At 62.2% G+C, this 20,072-nt stretch carries 11 protein-coding genes; 9 read left to right on the top strand and 2 right to left on the bottom strand.

Annotation, left to right across the window (positions count from 1 at the left end; translation table 11 throughout):
- Positions 1-105: 105 nt before the first annotated feature.
- From clpB to glgA, 4 genes are all read left to right on the top strand, one after another.
- A complete protein-coding gene (clpB, locus tag KP003_RS01755; protein WP_216497395.1) occupies positions 106-2,697 on the top strand; it encodes an ATP-dependent chaperone ClpB in 2,592 nt (863 codons plus the stop codon).
- Positions 2,698-2,817: 120 nt separating this feature from the next.
- Entirely contained in the window at positions 2,818-3,672 is an 855-nt protein-coding gene (locus KP003_RS01750) for a DNA-binding protein (protein ID WP_216497396.1), read from the top strand.
- A gap of 165 nt (positions 3,673-3,837) precedes the next feature.
- A complete protein-coding gene (locus tag KP003_RS01745) occupies positions 3,838-5,097 on the top strand; it encodes a M48 family metallopeptidase (RefSeq protein WP_216497397.1) in 1,260 nt (419 codons plus the stop codon).
- Positions 5,098-5,185: 88 nt separating this feature from the next.
- A complete protein-coding gene (gene glgA, locus KP003_RS01740; RefSeq protein ID WP_216497398.1) occupies positions 5,186-6,748 on the top strand; it encodes a glycogen synthase GlgA in 1,563 nt (520 codons plus the stop codon).
- 854 nt (positions 6,749-7,602) lie between these two features.
- On the opposite strand, the gene KP003_RS01735 is transcribed toward glgA, so the two are convergent.
- Entirely contained in the window at positions 7,603-9,645 is a 2,043-nt protein-coding gene (locus tag KP003_RS01735) for a sodium-translocating pyrophosphatase (RefSeq protein WP_216497399.1), read from the bottom strand.
- Between the two features lie 472 nt (positions 9,646-10,117).
- Between KP003_RS01735 and KP003_RS01730 the strand changes: the two genes are divergently transcribed.
- The 5 genes from KP003_RS01730 (at position 10,118) to KP003_RS01710 (ending at position 19,596) form a co-directional block, all read left to right on the top strand.
- Entirely contained in the window at positions 10,118-11,398 is a 1,281-nt protein-coding gene (locus KP003_RS01730; RefSeq protein ID WP_217300236.1) for a lactate racemase domain-containing protein, read from the top strand.
- A gap of 67 nt (positions 11,399-11,465) precedes the next feature.
- Positions 11,466-12,842 carry an FAD-binding oxidoreductase gene (locus KP003_RS01725; RefSeq protein WP_216497401.1) on the top strand — a complete coding sequence of 459 codons (1,377 nt, stop codon included), beginning with the start codon at positions 11,466-11,468 and terminating at the stop codon, positions 12,840-12,842.
- 106 nt (positions 12,843-12,948) lie between these two features.
- On the top strand, positions 12,949-14,229 hold the full coding sequence (locus KP003_RS01720; RefSeq protein ID WP_216497402.1) for a (Fe-S)-binding protein: 1,281 nt from the start codon (positions 12,949-12,951) through the stop codon (positions 14,227-14,229).
- 601 nt (positions 14,230-14,830) lie between these two features.
- Entirely contained in the window at positions 14,831-16,555 is a 1,725-nt protein-coding gene (locus KP003_RS01715; RefSeq protein WP_216497403.1) for an acyl-CoA carboxylase subunit beta, read from the top strand.
- A gap of 140 nt (positions 16,556-16,695) precedes the next feature.
- The gene (locus KP003_RS01710; RefSeq protein ID WP_216497404.1) at positions 16,696-19,596 is read left to right on the top strand and encodes an ATP-binding protein; all 2,901 of its coding nucleotides are present in this window, start codon (positions 16,696-16,698) and stop codon (positions 19,594-19,596) included.
- 99 nt (positions 19,597-19,695) lie between these two features.
- Here KP003_RS01710 and KP003_RS01705 read toward each other — a convergent pair whose 3' ends face one another.
- A complete protein-coding gene (locus KP003_RS01705) occupies positions 19,696-19,899 on the bottom strand; it encodes a hypothetical protein (protein ID WP_216497405.1) in 204 nt (67 codons plus the stop codon).
- Between the last annotated feature and the right edge of the window lie 173 nt (positions 19,900-20,072).

Here is a 20,072-nt window from a genome sequence, read left to right as displayed (position 1 = left end):
GTGGTTCCTCCGCCGGGCCATCGCACGCCACGCTAAAAACCGCCCCCTACCTTGACACGCCCCCCTCCCCTCCCTATCTTCTTTTAAGACTTAGGAGGCAACCCCATGATTAGACCCGAAAAAATGACGGTGAAGACGCAGGAAGCCATCGCGACGGCGCACGAAAATGCCCTCGCCATGTCGGCCCCCAGCATAGAAGCGGAACACCTGCTGCTGGCCCTGGTCGACCAGGAGGGGGGCTTCGTGCCCGATCTCATCAAGAAGATCGGCGCTCCCCTCCCGCGCCTGCGCGAGAGCGTGGGCGAGGTGCTCAAGCGCCTCCCCAAGGTGACCGGCGGGGCGCAGGTCGGCCTATCGGCCGCTCTCAACCGCATCCTGGACCAGGCCCAGAAGGAAGCGGACGCGATGCACGACTCCTTCGTCTCGACCGAACACCTGCTGCTGGCGCTGGTCGCGTCCAAGGAGACCCCGAGCGGCCGGCTGTTGAGCCAAAACGGCGTGACCCGCGACGGCATCCTCTCCGCGCTCAAGGAACTGCGCGGCGGCGAGGCGGTCAACGAACAGGATCCCGAACAGAAATACCAGGCGCTGGCGAAATACTGCCGCGACCTGACCGACCTGGCCCGCCAGGGGAAACTCGACCCGGTCATCGGGCGCGATGACGAGATCCGTCGCGTGCTCCAGGTGCTCTCCCGCCGCACCAAGAACAACCCGGTCCTGATCGGCGAGCCGGGGGTCGGCAAGACCGCCATCGCCGAGGGGCTCGCCCAGCGCATCGTTTCGGGCGACGTACCCGAGACGCTCAAGGACAAGGTGGTCATGGCGCTCGACATGGGGGCCCTCATCGCCGGCGCCAAGTACCGCGGTGAGTTCGAGGAGCGGCTCAAGGCCGTGATCAAGGAGGTGGCACGCTCCGAGGGGAAGATCATCCTCTTCATCGACGAGATGCACACCCTGGTCGGCGCGGGTGCGGCCGAAGGGGCCATGGACGCCTCCAACATGCTGAAACCCGCGCTCGCCCGCGGCGAGCTGCACTGCATCGGCGCCACCACGCTCAACGAGTACAGAAAGCACATCGAGAAGGACGCCGCGCTCGAGCGGCGCTTCCAGCAGGTCTATGCCGGGGAGCCCAGCGTTGAGGAGACCATCTCCATCCTGCGCGGCCTTAAGGAGAAGTACGAGAACTACCACAAGATCAGGATCAAGGATTCCGCCATCATCGCCGCCGCGACCCTCTCGGACCGCTACATCACGGACCGGTTTCTCCCCGACAAGGCGATCGACCTGATCGACGAGGCGGCCTCCCGGCTCAGGATAGAAATAGATTCCAAGCCTACCGAGATCGACGAGATCGACCGGCGCATCATCCAGCTCGAGATCGAACGCCAGGCCATGCTTCGGGAGAAGGACGCCAAGGCGCTGGACCGCCTGAAAAAGCTGGAAGAGGAACTGGACGGCCTCAAGAAGCAGTCGGCCGAACTGCACGACCACTGGCATAAGGAGACCACCATCCTGAAGGAACTGGGCGAGCTCAAGCAGCGCAAGGAGGACAAGGCTGAGGAAGCCAAACGTGCCGAGCGCGACGGCCTCCTGGCCCGCACCGCCGAGATCCGGTACGGCGAAATCCCCGCCATCGAGAAGGAGATGGAGGACAAGCGCCTCACCCTTGAGCAGATCCAGAAGGAAGGGAAGATGCTTCCGGAGGAGGTCGACGCCGAGATGATCGCCGAGGTGGTCGCCAAGTGGACCGGCATCCCGGTGAACCGGATGCTGGAGACCGAAAGCGAGAAGCTGGTGCGCATGGAAGAGCGGCTTAAGAGCCGGGTGGTGGGCCAGGACGAGGCGCTGACCCTGGTGGCCAACGCGGTGCGCCGCGCCAGAAGCGGCCTCTCCGATCCGAACCGCCCCATCGGCTCCTTCATATTCCTGGGCCCCACCGGCGTGGGCAAGACCGAGACGGCCCGGGCCCTGGCTTCCTTCCTGTTCGACGACGACCAGGCCATCGTGCGCATCGACATGAGCGAGTACCAGGAGAAACACACGGTGGCCCGCCTGATCGGCGCGCCCCCGGGGTATGTCGGCTACGAGGAGGGAGGGCAGCTCACCGAGGCGGTGCGCCGACGCCCCTACTGCATCGTGCTCTTCGACGAGATAGAGAAGGCGCACCCCGAGGTCTTCAACGTCTTCCTGCAGATCCTGGATGACGGCAGGCTGACCGACGGGCAAGGAAGGACGGTCGACTTCAAGAACTCCGTGATCATCATGACCAGCAACCTGGGCTCACAGTGGATCCAGCAGTACGGCGCCACCGACTACGCCAAGATGCAGGGCGAGGTCATGGAGACGCTCAGGGAGGCCTTCAAGCCGGAGTTCCTGAACCGCGTCGACGAGATCGTGATCTACCACGCGCTTCCCCTGGAGCGCATCAAGGAGATCGTCTCCATTCAGCTGCAATCCCTGACCAAAAGGCTGGAGGAAAAGAGCATAGGCCTCGAGGTCACCGATCAGGCACGGGAGTTCCTGGCGCGGGAGGGGTACGACCCCGCGTATGGCGCGCGTCCCTTGAAACGGGCCCTGCAGCGCAAGATCCAGGACCCGCTTGCGCTCATGCTCTTGGAAGGGAAGTTCGGCCCCGGAGACACCGTCCGGGTCGATCTGGCAGGCGACGGAAACTCGCTGAACATCACCGGAAAATAGCGAATACGATAAGCGAAAATTAACAAATTGATATTTCATGCTTAAGCTGCTATCGTACCCGGCGCTAGGCTTCAGTTTTGCGCCGCTCAAGCGGCAATTCGATGCGGGGGAGAGTCTTAGATGATGCGTTATTCCACCATTATGTCCGTCCTCGTCACGCTGGCACTGCCGGTGGCCGGGACCTGTGCTGACGCACCCAAGGCGCCTGAAAAGGCAGATGCCAAAGTCGAAGCGGTCGCCGCGCCGAAGGCGCCTGAGAAGGCGGAATCCAAGGTCGATGCCATCACCAAGTCCATGTCCAAGAGCGACCACTCCATGATGATGGGGGGCTCGGCTCCGGCTGGGGCAGGGGCCGCCGAGATCAACCCCAACCCGACCGGCAAGGTCGTCGAGACCATGGTCGGGGGCGGCTACACCTACGCCAACCTCGAGGTGGCCGGCGGAACCAAGACCTGGGTTGCCTACCCGGTCCTCGAGACCCGCGTCGGCGACACCCTGTCCTTCCAGGGCTGCATGCCGATGACCAACTTCCAGAGCAAGACCCTGAAACGCACCTTCGACACCATCCTGTTCTGCAACGCGCCGAAAATCAAGGGTGGTGCCGCCAAGCCCGCCGCCAAGGAGGCCAAGAAGGCCGCTCCCGGCGAGAAGATCAAGGTGGAGAAGGCAACCGGCGCCAACGCCTACACGGTGGAGGAGATCTTCGCCAAGTGCGGCTCTTTGAACGGCAAGCAGATCGAGGTACGCGGCCAGGTGGTGAAGGTCGCCAGCGGCATCATGAGCAAGAACTGGCTGCACCTGCAGGACGGCACCGGCAACGACAAGAAAAAGACCAACGACCTCGTCGTGACCACCACCGACAACGCGGAAGAGGGGGATGTGATCACCGTTTCCGGCATCCTCGCCAAGGACAAGGACTTCGGCGGCGGCTACAAGTACACCGCCATCATCGAGAAGGGGAGCGTCAAGAAGTAACACGCCCCGCAGTCAAACCAGGGAAAGGCCCTCCGTCCACACGGAGGGCCTTTTTTAATAGCGCCCAAGGCTCTGATGACTACCCCGACACCAGCTCCTCACCCAGAAAGGGGGAGGACGGAAGGGGGGGGCAGAAGGTCAAGGAGCCGCCACGGGGAACGAGACATGTCTACCACAACTCTGCTGATCGCCCTCTACCTCACACGCTTCGCTGCGGCCTGCCTGCTGCGCTACCTGAACCTGCGCCACCTCCGGCGCTGCGGCTGCACCGTCCCGCAAGGGTTTGAAGACGCCGTCGACGCCGAGGCCCTCGCCAAGTCTGCAAGCTACACCCTGGCCCAGAGCCGGCTCGCCCTGGTCGATTCCGTCTACGACAGCGCGCTTTTGATCATCTTCATGTTCACCCCCTTGCTGCCGCTCTACGACCACTGGATCGCCTCGCTGACCGACTCCTTCGTGCTCCGGGGAGTGCTGTTCATGCTGGTCCTCACCCTGGTCCAGGAGGTGCTGGACATCCCCTTCTCGCTCTACAGCACCTTCCGACTGGAGCGGCGCTACGGTTTCAACACCACCACGCCGGGCCTCTGGATTTCCGACTTCCTGAAATCGACCCTGGTCTCGGCAGCCCTCACCGCCATCGTGATAAGCGCGGCGCTGCTGCTGGTCCGGCACTCGCCCGCGCTCTGGTGGCTCTGGGTCTGGGCCTTCTTCGCCATCTTTTCTATCGTCATGATCTACGTGTCCCCCTACCTGATCGAACCGCTTTTCTCCAAGTTTGAACCGCTGGGTGACCCCGATTTGGAAGAGGAAATCCGGGGCATGCTGCAAAAGGCCGACCTCAGGGTGAAGGACGTGCAGCAGATGGATGCCTCCCGCCGCAGCCTCCACTCCAACGCCTACTTTACCGGCATCGGCAGGGTGAAGCGGATCGTCCTCTACGACACGCTCCTGAAACAGATGGAGCGCCCGGAGGTCCTGGCCATCCTGGCGCACGAGGCGGGGCACTGGAAGAAGGGGCACATCTGGAAGCGGCTGGCGCTCATGGAGGCTTCCGCGCTGGCGCTCTTCTACCTGGTGCACCAGGTGATCGCATGGGGGGGGCTGCCGCAACTCTTCGGCCTCCCTGAGGCCTCGTTCCTCGCCCAGATCCTCATGGTGAGCTTCATCTTCTCCATCGTCTCCTTCCCGCTCACCCCCGTCGGCGCCTGGCTGTCGCGCCGCAACGAGTGGGAAGCCGACCGGTTCGCGGCTTCGCTCTCGGGCACCCCGGAAGCCCTCGCCTCGGCCCTTGTGAAGCTCTCAAAAGAGAACCTGGCCAACCTGCACCCGCACCCGTTCTACGCCGCCTTCTACTATAGCCATCCGCCGGTTGTGGACCGGGTGGCGGTGCTGCGCAGCATGAAGGTGGAACAAACGTCGGGATAATTAACACCACTTCATTGCGCCTCACCTCTTGATCTGGTATTTTTGGTAAGGCCTGACGCCACAAGACCCGCCACAGGAGCCGATCGAAATGCGTCTGAACATCCTGATAACCGCCTCCGAAGCGGTCCCGTTCGCTAAAGAAGGCGGCCTGGCCGACGTGGTCGGCGCACTCCCAAAGTACCTCGAGGCGCGCGGCCACGACGTTCGCGTGGTGATGCCCCGCTACTACAAGGTGGACCGTGAACGCTACCAACTGCGCCGGCTCCCCGGCGTGCTGGTGGTCCCCATGGGGGTCATCGGCAACATGTACTGCGGCGTGTACCAAGGTACCATGCCGGGTTCCAAGGTCCCCATCTACTTCCTCGAGCACGAGGACTTCTACGGGCGCGATTCCCTCTACGAGAGGGACAACCAGGGGTACCTCGACAACGACAACCGCTTCATCTTCCTCTCCAAGGCGAGCCTCGAGCTCTGCAAGATGCTCCAGTTCACCCCCGACCTGGTGCACGCCCACGACTGGCACACGGCGGCCGTGCCGGTGCTGATGAACACCTGGTACCGCCACGACCACCACCTCTCGCAGGCCGCCTCGCTGCTCACCATCCACAACATGCAACATCAGGGAAGCTTCTACGAGGGTGCCATGGACGTTCTCGGCATCGGATGGCACCACTTCACCTTCCTGGAACTGGAGATGGACAACCAGGTGAACCTCCTCAAAGGAGGGATCTACCACGCCACCGTGCTGAACACGGTCAGCGAAGGTTATGCGCGCGAAATCCAGACCGCCGAGTACGGCTGGGGACTGGAAGCGGTGGTGCGCCAGCGCTCCGACGTGCTCTCCGGCATCCTGAACGGCGTCGACTACCATGAGTGGAACCCGGAGGAGGACCGCCTCCTACCCGCCAACTTCAGCGCCCGGGACATGGGCGGCAAGGCCGTTTGCAAGAGGGAGTTGCAGCGCTCGCTGGGGCTTCCCGAGCGCGAGGACGTACCGCTGATTGGCATGGTGTCGCGCCTGGTCAAGCAAAAGGGGATCGACGTCCTGGCGCAGGCGCTGCCGCGGCTTCTCGAACTCGACATCCAGTTGGTTCTTCTCGGTGCCGGCGAGCCCTGGGCCCACTTCTACTTCGGCGGAATGGCCGCCGACCGCCCAGACCGCTTCGCCTGCCGCATCGGCTACGACAACAGCCTTGCCCACCGTATCGAGGCCGGCTGCGACTTTTTCCTGATGCCGTCCGCGTTCGAGCCCTGCGGTCTGAACCAGATGTACAGCATGCGCTACGGCACCCTCCCCATCGTGCGCGCCACCGGCGGGTTGGACGATTCGGTCGAGAACTTCAACCCGACGACCCGTAGCGGAGACGGGTTCAAGTTCTGGAACCTGGACGCCGGCGCCCTCTTCGACACGGTCGGCTGGGCGGTGCATACCTGGTACCACGACCCCGAGGGTATCGCGGCCTTGCGAAAAAACGCCATGGCCAAGAGGTTCACCTGGGAGGACGCAGCAGAGAAGTACGAACGCCTCTACCTGGAGGGGATGAGAAGGAAACTAGGCGAAGAGAGGTTCAGGCAGGTCGTGGCGGAGAGAACTCCCGCGAAGAAAAAAGCATCCCGCAAGGAAACAGAAGGATACCAGCCCCAGGCGTAGCGATGGGACGAAACGGTTTAGAGGTGACTCCTGCCGGAACGCGCGACGCCCCCCCCTGTCACAAGCGATTCTCGAAACCTTTCGCTGGAGCCTGGCAGGCGGCTACGCAATTTACGACGCCCCCCCGCTCTTTCCGTACACATCACCCTCCCTCCGGATGGTACACCCCAATTCCACTGAGGAATCCACCATTCCCGGCAAAACAGCGTAAGTCCCATCGCCAGTTTGCACTATTCCAAACGGATTAGTGCAAATCCCGTTTGAGATTTCACTATTCCCAACAAAATTGTCCAATTCCGGATCAGGTTTGCACTATTTCCAACAGAATAGTGAGATTCCGGATCAGATTTGCACTATTCCAAAAAAATAGTGCAATTCCGGATCAGGTTTGCACTATTCCAAAAAAAATAGTGCAATTTCGGATCAGGTTTGCACTATTCCAAAAAAAATAGTGCAATTCCGGATCAGGTTTGCACTATTTCCGGCAGAATAGTGAGATTTCCGTCAAGATTGCACTATTTCCGGCAAAATAGTGAGATTTCCGCCAAGATTGCACTATTTCCGCCAAAATAGTGAGATTTCGATCGAGACTTGACGATTGCATTGGACACCGACTATTTTCCGTGTAATTTCAGAATTTTAGCCGGGACCTTGCCAGCACCGGGCTCTCCCCTCGCCCACCGGGAGAGGGGAGGGGGTGAGGGTGCTCCGCCGTGCACCGCTTCTGCTGCTTGCGTCTCCCTCTCCCGGCCTTCGGCCACCCTCTCCCACCGGGAGAGGGGGTGAAGGCGGCCGCATAAAAAAAGGCGCCCCGGAAATCCGGGACGCCTTTTTCGCTTCAGCAAAAGCCGGTGCTACATCTTGTTCAGCAGCGGAACGATGAGCAGCGACACGATGTTGATGATCTTGATCATCGGGTTGACCGCCGGGCCGGCGGTGTCCTTGTACGGGTCGCCAACGGTGTCGCCGGTAACGGCAGCCTTGTGGGCTTCGCTACCCTTGCCGCCGTGGTAGCCGTCCTCGATGTACTTCTTGGCGTTGTCCCAAGCGCCGCCGCCGGTGGTCATGGAGATGGCCACGAAGATACCGGTGACGATGGAACCGACGATGACGCCGCCCAGGGCCTTGGGGCCGAGGGTGAAGCCGACGATGATCGGAGCGAGGATGGGGATGAGGCCCGGAACGACCATCTCTTTCAGAGCGGTCTTGGTCACGATGTCGACGCAGGCAGCGTAGTCCGGCTTGCCGGTACCTTCCATGATCCCCTTGATGGTGCGGAACTGGCGACGAACCTCGTCGACGACCGCGCCGCCCGCCTTGCCGACGGCTTCCATGCACATAGCGGCAAAGTAGTAGGGGAGCATGCCGCCGATGAACAGACCGACGATGATCTTCGGATCGGAGAGGGAGAAGGTCTTGTCGGCGATGGTCAGCTCCTGGACATAGGAGGTGAACAGGATGATGGCGGCCAGACCGGCGGAGCCGATGGCGTAGCCCTTGGTTACGGCCTTGGTGGTGTTGCCGACCGCGTCGAGCGGGTCGGTGACGGCGCGGACGGAGTCGTCCAGTTCAGCCATCTCGGCGATGCCGCCGGCGTTGTCGGTGATCGGACCGTAGGCGTCCATGGCGACGACGATACCGGTAAGGGAGAGCATGGAAACGGCGGCGATGGCGATGCCGTACACGCCTGCACAGTTGGAAGCAACCACGATCCCGGCAGCGATCACGATGACCGGAAGGGCGGTGGACTTCATGGAGACGCCGAGACCGGCGATGATGTTGGTGGCGTGGCCGGTCTTGGAGGCCTCGGCGATGTGCTTCACCGGAGCGTACTCGGTCGAGGTGTAGTACTCGGTGATCCAGAAGATGGCACCGGTGACGACCAGACCGACGATGGCGGAGATGAAGATGTTGGTTGCGGAGATGACCGCACCGTTGGCCTCGGCGAGGCCCTGCGGGAACATCTGCACGGTGACGAAGTAGAAGGCGATGCAAGCGATCACGCCGGAGGCGATGAGACCCTTGTAGAGAGCGCCCATGATCTTGCCGGAGGCGCCCAGCTTGACGAAGTAGGTGCCGATGATGGAGGCGATGATGGAGATGCCGCCCAGGATCAGCGGGTAGCTGACGGCGCCCGGGTTGCCGAAGCTGATGGCGCCAAGCAGCATGGCGGCGATCAGGGTGACGGCGTAGGTCTCGAAGAGGTCGGCGGCCATGCCGGCGCAGTCGCCGACGTTGTCCCCCACGTTGTCCGCGATGACGGCCGGGTTGCGCGGGTCGTCCTCGGGGATGCCTGCTTCGACCTTACCAACGAGGTCGGCGCCGACGTCAGCGCCCTTGGTGAAGATACCGCCGCCCAGACGGGCGAAGATGGAGATCAGCGAGCCGCCGAAGCCGAGGCCGACCAGCTGGCCGACAACTTCCTTGACCGGAGCGCCCGGCATGACCTGCTGTAGGAACATGTAGTAGCCAGCCACGCCCAGAAGGCCCAGACCGACGACCAGCATGCCGGTGATGGCGCCCCCCTTGAAGGCGACGTTGAGAGCCTTGTGGATGCCGGACTTGGCAGCCTCGGTGGTCCTCACGTTGGCGCGCACCGAGACGAACATCCCGATGAAGCCGGTGAGACCGGAGAACACGGCGCCGACCAGGAAGCCGACCGCGGTCTTCCAGCCGAGGGAGGCGAAGAGGGCCACGAACATGGCAACGCCCACCACCGCGATGATGGTGTACTGACGCTTCATGTAGGCGCCGGCGCCTTCCTGGATCGCGGAGGCGATCTGCTTCATCCGCTCGTTACCCTGGGGAAGCCCCAGGATCCACTGGGCCGAGATCAGGCCGTAGGCGACTGCCGCCGCGGCACAGACCAGGGCGAAGACTACTGCATACTGTTCCATTGAAAAAAATCCTCCTATTTAGATATGCCTCAAAAAAAGGCGTGCCTTCCGAACACAGTCATAAAAACGGGTGATTGTTATCGAAAATACCCCATTTTGTCAATCTAATTCATACCCCAAGCAGGCGTTTCTTAAAATATTTTTATCAAACCGCCGTATACTTCGCTGCGGCCACCCATCCGCCTGCTCCAGCAGCACCTCAAATGTGTCACTGCCAGGCATATTCGTCTCCCTCCAGTTGCGGGAGGGGGTTAGGGGGCCGTTGATGTGCCATGTGGCTATCTCATTGCCGTGCCGCCTTTCCTCGCGTCAAGGGAGCGGGGAGATCAGACAGTCCACCGATGGGGGCGAATAAGCATCGGTCAGCTCCTATCCTTTACCTCTCATCCTTCATGTGAGCATCTAATCCAGTCACATCAATTCCTTAACCGCCGGCTCGATCTGGTAAACAGTTGCGTATCGGAGGTCGAATATGTATCATAACCCGATGCTTGATCTTAAATGTGGCGATCACAGCTATAATGTCCAGCTTGCTCCGGAACGTCTCCTCTCCGTGCTGCGCCCCCGCCCTTTGCAGCGGCAGGGAACGCCGTTCGAGTTGGTCGAGCGCGCACTCGACGGCTGCGGCGCATCCCTGGCGAGCTTTGCCCCCGGCGACCGCGTGGTAATCGTCACCTCCGACGTGACCCGCCCCACCGGGAGCGATGTCTACCTCCCCTTGCTGGTCTCACGGCTCAACTCCATCGGCATCAAGGACCGAAACATCGAGATCGTCATCGCGCTGGGGATCCACCGCAAGCAGACCCCGGCCGAGCACAAGAAAATCGTGGGAGAACTGTACGGCAGGATCAAGGTGACCGACCACGACTGCGACGACCCCGGCGAGCTGGTCTACCTCGGCGACACCCTGCGGGGCGTGCCGGTTGAGGTGAACCGCAGGGTGGCCGATGCGGACCGGGTCATCCTGACCGGCGCAGTCACCTTCCATTACTTCGCTGGCTTTGGCGGCGGCCGCAAGAGCATCCTCCCCGGCGTCTCAAGCCGCCAGAGCTGCATGGCGAGCCATTTCTCCCTGTTGAACCCGGAGGAGGGAAGCGGCAGGCACCCGAAGGCGGTGACCGGGAGCCTGGAGGGGAACCCGGTGCACGAGGCGATGCTGGAGGCGTGCGGCATGGTGGGACCCGACTTCATCCTTAATACGGTCCTCGGTCCGGACAAGCAGATCATCGCCGCCTTTGCCGGCGACTGGCAGACCGCGCACCTGGCGGGGTGCCGCTTCTACAACGACACTTTTTCCGCTCCCATCGCCGAGAAGGGAGACCTGGTCGTGGTGTCCTGCGGGGGCTTCCCCAAGGACATCAACCTGATCCAGGCCCACAAGTCGATGGAGTACGCCAGTCGCGCCCTCAAGCCGGGGGGAGTCATGATCCTCCTCGCCGAGTGCCGCGACGGCTACGGCAACGCCACCTTCTTCAACTGGTTCGGCTATGAAAGCTGCGCGGAGCTCGAATCCGCCCTCAGGAAGCACTACGAGATCAACGGCCAGACGGCCTGGTCCGTAAAGGAGAAAGCGAAGCGCTTCAGGATCATCCTGGTGTCGAAGCTCCCTGCCGAAGAGGTGCGCACCATGGGGATGATTCCGGCGGGCGCGCTCGACGAGGCGCTGGAGCTGGCAGCCCCCATGCTTTCGCAACAGTACCGGGCGTACCTGATCCCCGAAGGGGGAACGGTGCTGCCGGTTATGCAGACCTGATCAAGAAAGCCGCGCCCCGTCCCCGCCCAGCCTGGGGGAGGAGCAATTGACGAAAGGAAATTACTAGATGCTAGACGCACGCACACTTCAGCAACTCACCGACATCGTCGGAGCCGAAAACATCGCCACCGGAGCGCAGGACCTCATCTGCTACGGCTACGATGCCACCCAGATGGAGTTTCTCCCGGACGCCGTGGTGCACCCGGACAGCCCCGAACAGGTGTCGAGGATCCTCAAGCTCGCCAACCAGGAAAACTTCCCGGTGTTCCCAAGAGGCGCCGGCAGCGGCTTCACCGGCGGGGCCCTCCCCAAGGGGGGAGGCGTGGTGCTGGTGACCACCAGGATGAACCGCATCCTCAGGATTGACACCGACAACCTAGTGGCCGAGGTGGAACCGGGAGTGGTGACCGAGGCGTTCCAGATGGCGGTCGAGAAACTTGGGCTCTTCTACCCCCCCGACCCGGCATCGCTCAAGTTCTCCACCCTGGGGGGGAACGTCGCGGAGTGCGCCGGCGGCCCGCGTGCCGTGAAGTACGGAGTCACCAAGGATTTCGTCATGGGGCTCGAGGTGGTGCTGCCGACCGGCGCCGTCATCCGCACCGGCGGCGAGACGGTGAAGGGTGTGGTCGGTTACGACCTCACCAAGCTTCTGTGCGGCTCCGAGGGAACCCTGGGGATCATCACCAAGATCATCTTCAAGCTCCTCCCCTACCCCGACTCGAAGAAGACCATGCTGACCGTGTTCGACTCCATCGACGGGGCGGCGCGCGCGGTCTCCACCATCATCAAGAACAAGATCATCCCGACCACGCTCGAGTTCATGGACCATGCCACGCTCACCTGCGTCGAGCGCCGCTTCAACCTGGGCATGCCGGAAAGCGCCCGGGCGGTGCTGCTGATCGAGGTGGACGGCGACCGCGACCTGATCGAGAAGCAGGCCGGACAGATCCACAAGCTGATCGAGCCGCTGGGACTGGTGCAGTTCCGGGTGGCCAAGGACGCCGCCGAGAGCGAGGAGCTCTGGCGGGTGCGCCGGCTGGTGTCCCCGTCGCTGCGCGACGTGAACCCGGACAAGTTCAACGAGGACATCGTGGTGCCAAGAAGCAAGGTGCCCGACGTGATCAGGCGCATCGAGGTGATCCAGAAGCGCTACGACATCCCCATCGTCAACTTCGGGCATGCCGGCGACGGCAACATCCACGTCAACATCATGATCGACAAGTCGGTGCCGGGTCAGCTGGAGAAGGCGCACGAGGCGATCAAGGAAGTGTTCCAGGCGGCTCTTGACCTTGGCGGCACCATGTCGGGCGAACACGGCGTCGGGCTCGCCAAGCAGCCCTATATCCCCCTGGAGCTGAACGCGGACCAGATAACCGCCATGAAGGCGATCAAGGCCGCGCTGGACCCGAACAACATCCTGAACCCGGGCAAGATGCTGCCGTAAAGGCAATCGACAATTTACAATGGACCATTGACCATGGGGGTCCCATTATCCCCGGACCTCCCATGCGTCCCATAGTTCCCATTGTTCCTAGAAGCGAGAACAAAGCATGACCAAGAAGCAAACCGACCCGCTCGAGCGGGTAGCTCAAGAGATGAAGAAATGCGTGAAGTGCGGCGCCTGCCGCGCCAACTGCCCAGCCTTCGGCACCTTCCAGCGCGAGCCGGCAACGGCGCGCGGCAAGGTGGCCCTGGCCCAGCACCTGATGAAGGGGGACATCACCCTCGACGACGGTACCTACTCGGCCATGTCCAAATGCCTTCTGTGCGGCAGCTGCGTCGACAAGTGCCCGAACCAGGTCCCCACCGACGAGATCGTCATCGCCGCCCGCGAGGCGCTGGCGCAGCGCCGCGGCCTTACCACCTTCCACAAGGCGGTGGCGCAGGTGATCAAGAACCGCAAGCTGATGAACTTCGGGGCGCTGGCCGCAGCCGTACTGGGACCGGTCTTCTTCCGCAAGGTCCCCAGCACCTCGGGCCTCAGGCTCCGGTTCCCGATGCCGTTTCTGGGAGGCAGCCGTCACGTGCCCCAGATCGCCAAGAAGCCCTTTATGAAACGCCATCCCGAAATCATCAAGGGCGAGCCGGGCAAGCCGACCATCGTCTTCTTCGTCGGCTGCATGACCAATTTCGTCTACACCGAGATCGGCGAGGCCACCCTGGCGCTGTTCCGTCACCTGGGCTGCACGGTGATCATCCCGCAGGGACAGCAGTGCTGCGGCCTCCCCGGGATGTCCGGCGGCGACCTGGAGACCGTGCGCGAACTGGCCGAACAGAACCTCGCGGCGATCGAGAAGCACCAGGCGGACTACGTGATGACCGCCTGCGCCACCTGCGGCGGCGCGCTGCACAAGCTCTACCCGCTGGTGATCGGCAAGAGAAACCCGGAGCTCAAGGCCCGGCTCCAGGCGGTGGCGGATAAAACGGTGGATGCGGCGGTGCTTTTGCAGAAGCTTGGGCTCCATCCCGAGGATACCGGCACCGGCCAGCGGATGCGCATCACCTACCACGACCCCTGCCACCACCGGACCGCCGGGATCGCGAAACAGCCGCGCACCCTGCTCACGCAGACCCCGGGGTTGGAACTGGTGGAGATGGAGGGGGCCGACCGCTGCTGCGGGCTTGGGGGCACCTTCAACGTCTACCACTACGAGAGTTCCCTCGACATCAACGCCGGCAAGAGCAAGGCGATCATCGAGACCGGTGCCGACGCCGTCGTCACCGGCTGCCCCGGCTGCATCATGCAGCTCTCCGACGGCTTGAAACAGGCGGGGGATAAAACGAGGGTATTGCATACCGTCGAGCTCCTTGCCCGCAAAATAAGGCGCTGACAGCTAACCGCTGTCAGCCGCCTCCCCCCTCTTTTTTAGCCTCGCTATACAACCCTCCGTAGTTTCGACACTTTAGCCGTATACGCTCTTTTTCTTATTGACAAAAGCCAAGCAAAACCTTATGAAGGGTACGCGCTGAAAAAGTAAAACAATAGTTCGTTTTACTATGCCTCATTAGCCGTCGCGGCGCACCCAGGCCAGGTTAAATCAGCCCGAAACGGTATTTAGTCAAAATGAAATTTCGATACTACTCGATAGGCTAAGGACGATCCTCCTGCCCGGCCAAAAAGCACCTTTCTTTGCGCCACAACCCCTTCAGATTCACTAAATACCCGCAATAGAGCAACATCTCTCCTCCGGGCACCTGGGTCCTGCATCCCCACGGCAACCGGCGGCCGACGCCTCCCTGCCCTCCGCCTTCAGGGAGACTAAAAAAATTCTCCGACGGGGACGCCCCCTTTTGCCGTTCGGAGGTTGACGTTTTCGCTAACTGACCAAAGAGTGCAACACTTTTTTAATATCAACGCCAGGAGGAAGTAGATGAGCTTCACAGCCCCCCCTAAACAGATGCAAAATCCCAACGCCCGGAAGGATGCCAACAATGTCGAATAAAATGATCAAGCCCTCATTGAAGAACCCGTTTGACGTAGCGGAGAAGGTCGAGTTCAACATCCCCGGCGAGATTTCCCGCGCGACGGGCGGCTACGAAGAGGCGATGAAGGAAGGCTACGACCTCATCCAGCGCCCCGTCAAGTCGGTGAGCATCGACCAGATCGAGAAACAGCACTTTAAAAAGCGCATGACCGTATGGGAAAGGATCCGCGTCCTGACCGAGGCCGAGCCCAACATCCTGTTCCAGAACTGGGGCAAGAACCTGGACGGCGCCTCGCTGGTCACCGGCATCCTGAACATCCACGGCCGCGACGTCGCGGTCTACGGCCACGACTTCACCGTGCGCGCCGGCTCCATGGACGCCACCAACGGCAACAAGCTGGCCCGCCTCTTCTACATGGCGGGCGAGAAGGGGATCCCGGTCATCGGCATGAACGACTCCGCGGGCGCCTTCGTCCCGGCCGGCGTGGGTGGCCTTGACGGCTACGCCGAGGCCTTCACCGCGCTCAGGAAGATCTCCGGCGTGGTCCCCTCCATCATGTGCATGTTCGGCTTCAACGCCGGCGGCGGCTCCTACCTGCCGCGCCAGGGGAGCTTCGTGATCCAGCCCAAGGACACCTTCTTCGGCCTCACCGGTCCGGGCGTCGTGAAGAGCGTGCTCGGCGAGGACGTGACCCCCGAGGATCTGGGCGGACCGAAGGTGCACGGGCAGTCCGGCGTCGCCGACCTGACCGTCGAGGACGAGGTCGGGGCCCTTAGGACCGCGATCATGCTCCTCAACTACCTCCCCGACAACAACTCGGTGATGGCACCCTACCAGGAGACCAGCGATCCGCTGGACAGGAAGACCTGGGAGATCAACACCCTGCTCAAAAAGGCGTTCAACTCCCCGACCGGCTTCAACACGCCGTTCGACGTCTCCATCATCATCCAGCAGATCTGCGACCACGGCGACTACTTCGAGCTGCAGCGCGACCGCGCCCGCAACGTGGTCACCGCCTTCGGCCGCCTGGGCGGCAACGTGGTCGGCTTCGTCGCCAACAACTCCGCCGTCGATTCCGGCCAGATCGACTGCGACGCGGCCTACAAGATCGCTCGCTTCAACCGCTTCTGCAACATCTACAACATCCCGATGATCTTCATGGAAGACACCACCGGCTTCCTCCCGGGACGCGAGCAGGAGGCCCGCGGCATCGTCCAGGCAGGGCGCGCCATGCTCGACTCGATCGTCGACATCCGCACCCCGCGCATCCTGTTGATCCTGAGGAACGCCTACGGCGGCGCCTACGCCTCCTACAACAACTACCCGACCGGCGCCGACCTGGTGCTCGCCCTCCCCACCACCCGCCTCGCGGTCATGGGGCCGGCAGGCAAGGAGTTCGTGTACAAGGACGAACTGAGAAAGATCAGGAACGCCGTCATCGAGCGGGTCAAGCGCGGCACCCAGGAGAGGGTCGATGCAGGCGTCAAGCCCGAGCTCGCCAAAATCGATGCCGAGAAGGAAGCTGCCGACTGGCTCAAGGCAGAGGAGGCGCTCCTCAACTCCCGCTACGAGAAGGAACTGATGAACCCGAAAGAGGCGCTCTCCCTGGGCTCCATCTCCTCGCTGGTCATGCCGACCGACCTGAGGAAGGTGCTTGGCGAGAACATCAACTTCTTCCTGCGTCACTACAAACCGGGCCCGATGCAGTCCGTACAAAGGGAGTTCCACTAATGGCGACTACTGATATGGGAATTGGAATCGCGCAGGGGGGGAGCCTTGCTCCCGAGTCGGCAGGATTCGGGCAGGGTGCGCTGGCACGCCAGGGCGCCCGCCCCTCGTCCGCGCTTTATAACGTTACGGAGATGAAAACGATGGCACACACGTCCGAAAAATACACCAAGAACCCGCTGATCCACCGGGACCGCAGGCTTTCCGCGTCCCCGTCCGCATGGGTCCGCTCCTTTGCCTGCGAAGACCTGAAGCCGCTCGTCGTCTGCCGCGGCCCGATCCGTAAGGAAGCGATGGACGTCTACCAGGAGATGGGGATCACCCACTACGGCATCCTCCTCTCAGAGAAGGACTCCATCGTCTATCCGAACGCCCTGGCCCCGGAGCTGCGCACCCTGACCGACTCCACCCGCGTGCACCGCGTGCCCGACTACACCGGCGCCAGCAAGGAGGAGCGCGTCGAGCGCATCCACCAGATCATCAGCATCGCGCTGGACAACGGCTACAACGCCATCTTCGCAGGCTACGGCTTCATGGCCGAGGACGACGAGTTCGTCGGCGCCATCGAGAAGGCGGGGCTCAACTTCATCGGCCCCTGCGCCGCCACCCAGACCGGCGCCGGGAAGAAGGACGAGGCGAAAAGGACCGCCCTCTCGGTCAACGTCTCGGTCACCCCCGGTATCGACAACGTCACCGCCCGCACCCTGGTGAAGAAGCACGGCAGCCGCGAGAAGCTCCTGGCGCTGGTCGCCTCCGACGGGCTCGAGTGCGACGCCAAGGTGCTCGCCGACGCGAAGCTCTCCCTGGAGGACCTGGCCGACCACATCCTGTACGCCTCCTACAACAAGGGGATCGACCTCTTCTCCATCGAGGAGCTCTGCGCCCAGGTGGAGGCCGAGTGCGCTGCCATGCTTAAGAAGCACCCGCAGTCCCGCGTCCGCCTGAAGGCCATCGGCGGCGGCGGCGGCAAGGGGCAGCGCCTTTTGGGGGCGGACCTTCTGACCAAGAAGAACGCAACCGACGCCGACATCGCCAAGGCGGCTTCCGAAGCCCCGGGCCTCGTGCGCGAGATCTTGAACGAGGTGAAGGCCAACGGCGTGGGCGACAACAAGAACGTCCTCGTCGAACTCAACATCGAGCAGACCAGGCACAACGAGATCCAGCTTCTGGGCAACGGCGACTGGTGCATCGCCCTGGGGGGCCGCGACTGCTCCCTGCAGATGCACGAGCAGAAGCTCCTCGAGGTGTCGGTGACCCAGGAAGGGCTGATGACCGCCATCGAGGAGGCCAAGATCGCCGGCAGGAAGGCCGAGGTGAAGGCGCTCGAGAGCGACCTGAAGGTCCTTAAGAGGATGGAAGAAGAGTCCGAGCGCTTCGGCAAGGCGGTAGGCCTTGACTCCGCCTCGACCTTCGAGTGCATCGTGGACCGCGACCGCCACTACTTCATGGAGGTCAACACCAGGATCCAGGTGGAGCACCGCGTCACCGAGCTTTGCTACGCGCTCAAGTTCGTGAACCCGGAAGATCCGAACGACTTCTTCGTGGTGGAGAGCCTGGTGGAAGCGATGGCGATCCTCGCCCGCCACAAGAAGCGGGTGCCCAAGCCGCAGCGCTTCGTCCGTTTCAACGCCGCCGTCGAGGCCCGCCTGAACGCAACCGACGCCTCTCTCTCCCCGCACGCGGGGGGGATGATCCGCTACTGGTCCAAGCCGATCGAAGGGGAGATCCGCGACGACCAGGGTATCAGCATGGTGAACCCGGACACCGGCATCTTCATGAAGTACAAGGTCGCCGGCGCCTACGACTCCAACATCGCCCTCCTGCTCACCACCGGTGAAGACAGAAAGACCAGCTACGACAAGATGTCCGAAGTGCTGCGCGCAACCACCCTGCGCGGCTCCGACCTCGCCACCAACCTGGAGTTCCACTACGGCCTGGTCAACTGGTTCCTGGGCAGAAACGTGATGGCCAAGCCGACCACCCGCTTCGTGGTCCCTTACCTCACCCTGGTGGGTACACTCAAGGAAGAGTCCAACAAGCTCGACCCGGTCTACGCCTTCCTGCAGATGAAGAAGCAGTACGCCAAGCGGGTCGCCGAGGCCTACGCAGACCAGCCCGAGGTCCAGGCCAAGGAGTCCAAGAACATGTCCTCGCTCTTGGACCGCAAGGGGACCCTCATCATCCGCCCCATCGAGAGGCTCTTGGGCGACCCGCACCTGCTCTCCGGCTGGCTCTCCATCAACACCAAGAACTTCCGGATCGACAACGGCAAGGTGGTCTGGCTGAGAAACCCGGTAGGCGTCCTGAACGAGACCTACGAGTACCTGCACATGAACCACAGGCCGCACAAGCCGGCCGCGGAGATCATCTGGAGCCACGACAACGAGCTCCTGCAGCAGGCGCTCCGTTTCTCGAGGACCCTGCGCGAGCACTTCGGCCTGGCCCGCGACGAGTACTTCACCCTGAACGAGATCGTCAACAAGGAGGAGCCGCAGGGCGGTTTCGACGCCCACACCTGGCAGGAGATCCGCTCCGCCCACTTCGGCTACGAGGCGGGCCTGGAACTGCTGGGCACGCTGTTCCTGGTCGGGCAGAACACCAAGTTCTGGGACCTGCGCGTCGAGGAGGACCTTGAGATCACCATCCCCGACTACCTCAACGATCCCGAGCTCCAGGCCCGCATGAAGAAGGTCCTGGTCCCGCCGCCGGCAACCAAGGCCGACGAGATCGTCGCCGCCTGCGGCGGCATGTACTACGGCCAGGAAGCCCCGGGCATGCCCCCCTTCGTCGCCGAGGGGATGCACTTCGAAAAAGGGCAGCCGCTGTACATCATCGAGGTCATGAAGATGTTCAACAAGGTGTACGCACCTTTCGCCGGAACCATCGACAAGATCCTGGTCACCTCGGGCGACGGCACCATCGTTTCCAAGGGGCAGCCGCTCTTCAAGGTCACCCCTGACGAGAAGTTCGTGGAAGTCGACGTGAACGCGCTGGAGAAGGAAAAGCGCAACGTGACCTCCGAGTACCTGAAGGCGGTACTCTAGACCAAGACGCAGAAAGGGCTCCGGATGGTGACATCCGGAGCCCTCTGATCATTCGCTGACCCCGCCCACGAGGCCGGGTCAGTTATTTTTTTCGAGCGCCTAGGCCGCAGCGAAGCAGATGTTGTCGGAGGAGAGGGCCTCCAGGAAGGAGTCGGCCAGCGGATCCTTCACGATGGCCATCATGCCGTGGTTGACGGACCAGGTGGTGCCGCAGGTGGGGCATTCCTTGAGGTCTTCGTTAAAGGCACCGGAGCGAAGGTCCATCGCGTTTTGTTCGTCGTTCTTACATACCGGGCATTGCATCTGGGTTCTCCTCTTGCCCCCTGCGGGGCGCTCATGTTTTTTTGTCGTCCTGAAATATATGGGCGCGGCAGTTGTTTTACAAGGGAAAAGTTCCAAAAACAGTTGATAAAACATTATGTTATATACGGTTTGCCTGTTTTGCATGACAAATCGTCATTTTACGTTTTTGACGA

The sequence above is a fragment of the Geomonas diazotrophica genome, from assembly GCF_019063885.1.
GTDB lineage: Bacteria > Desulfobacterota > Desulfuromonadia > Geobacterales > Geobacteraceae > Geomonas > Geomonas diazotrophica.
Note: the sequence above shows the minus strand (reverse complement) of the source record. Positions and strands in the feature narration are given on the sequence as shown.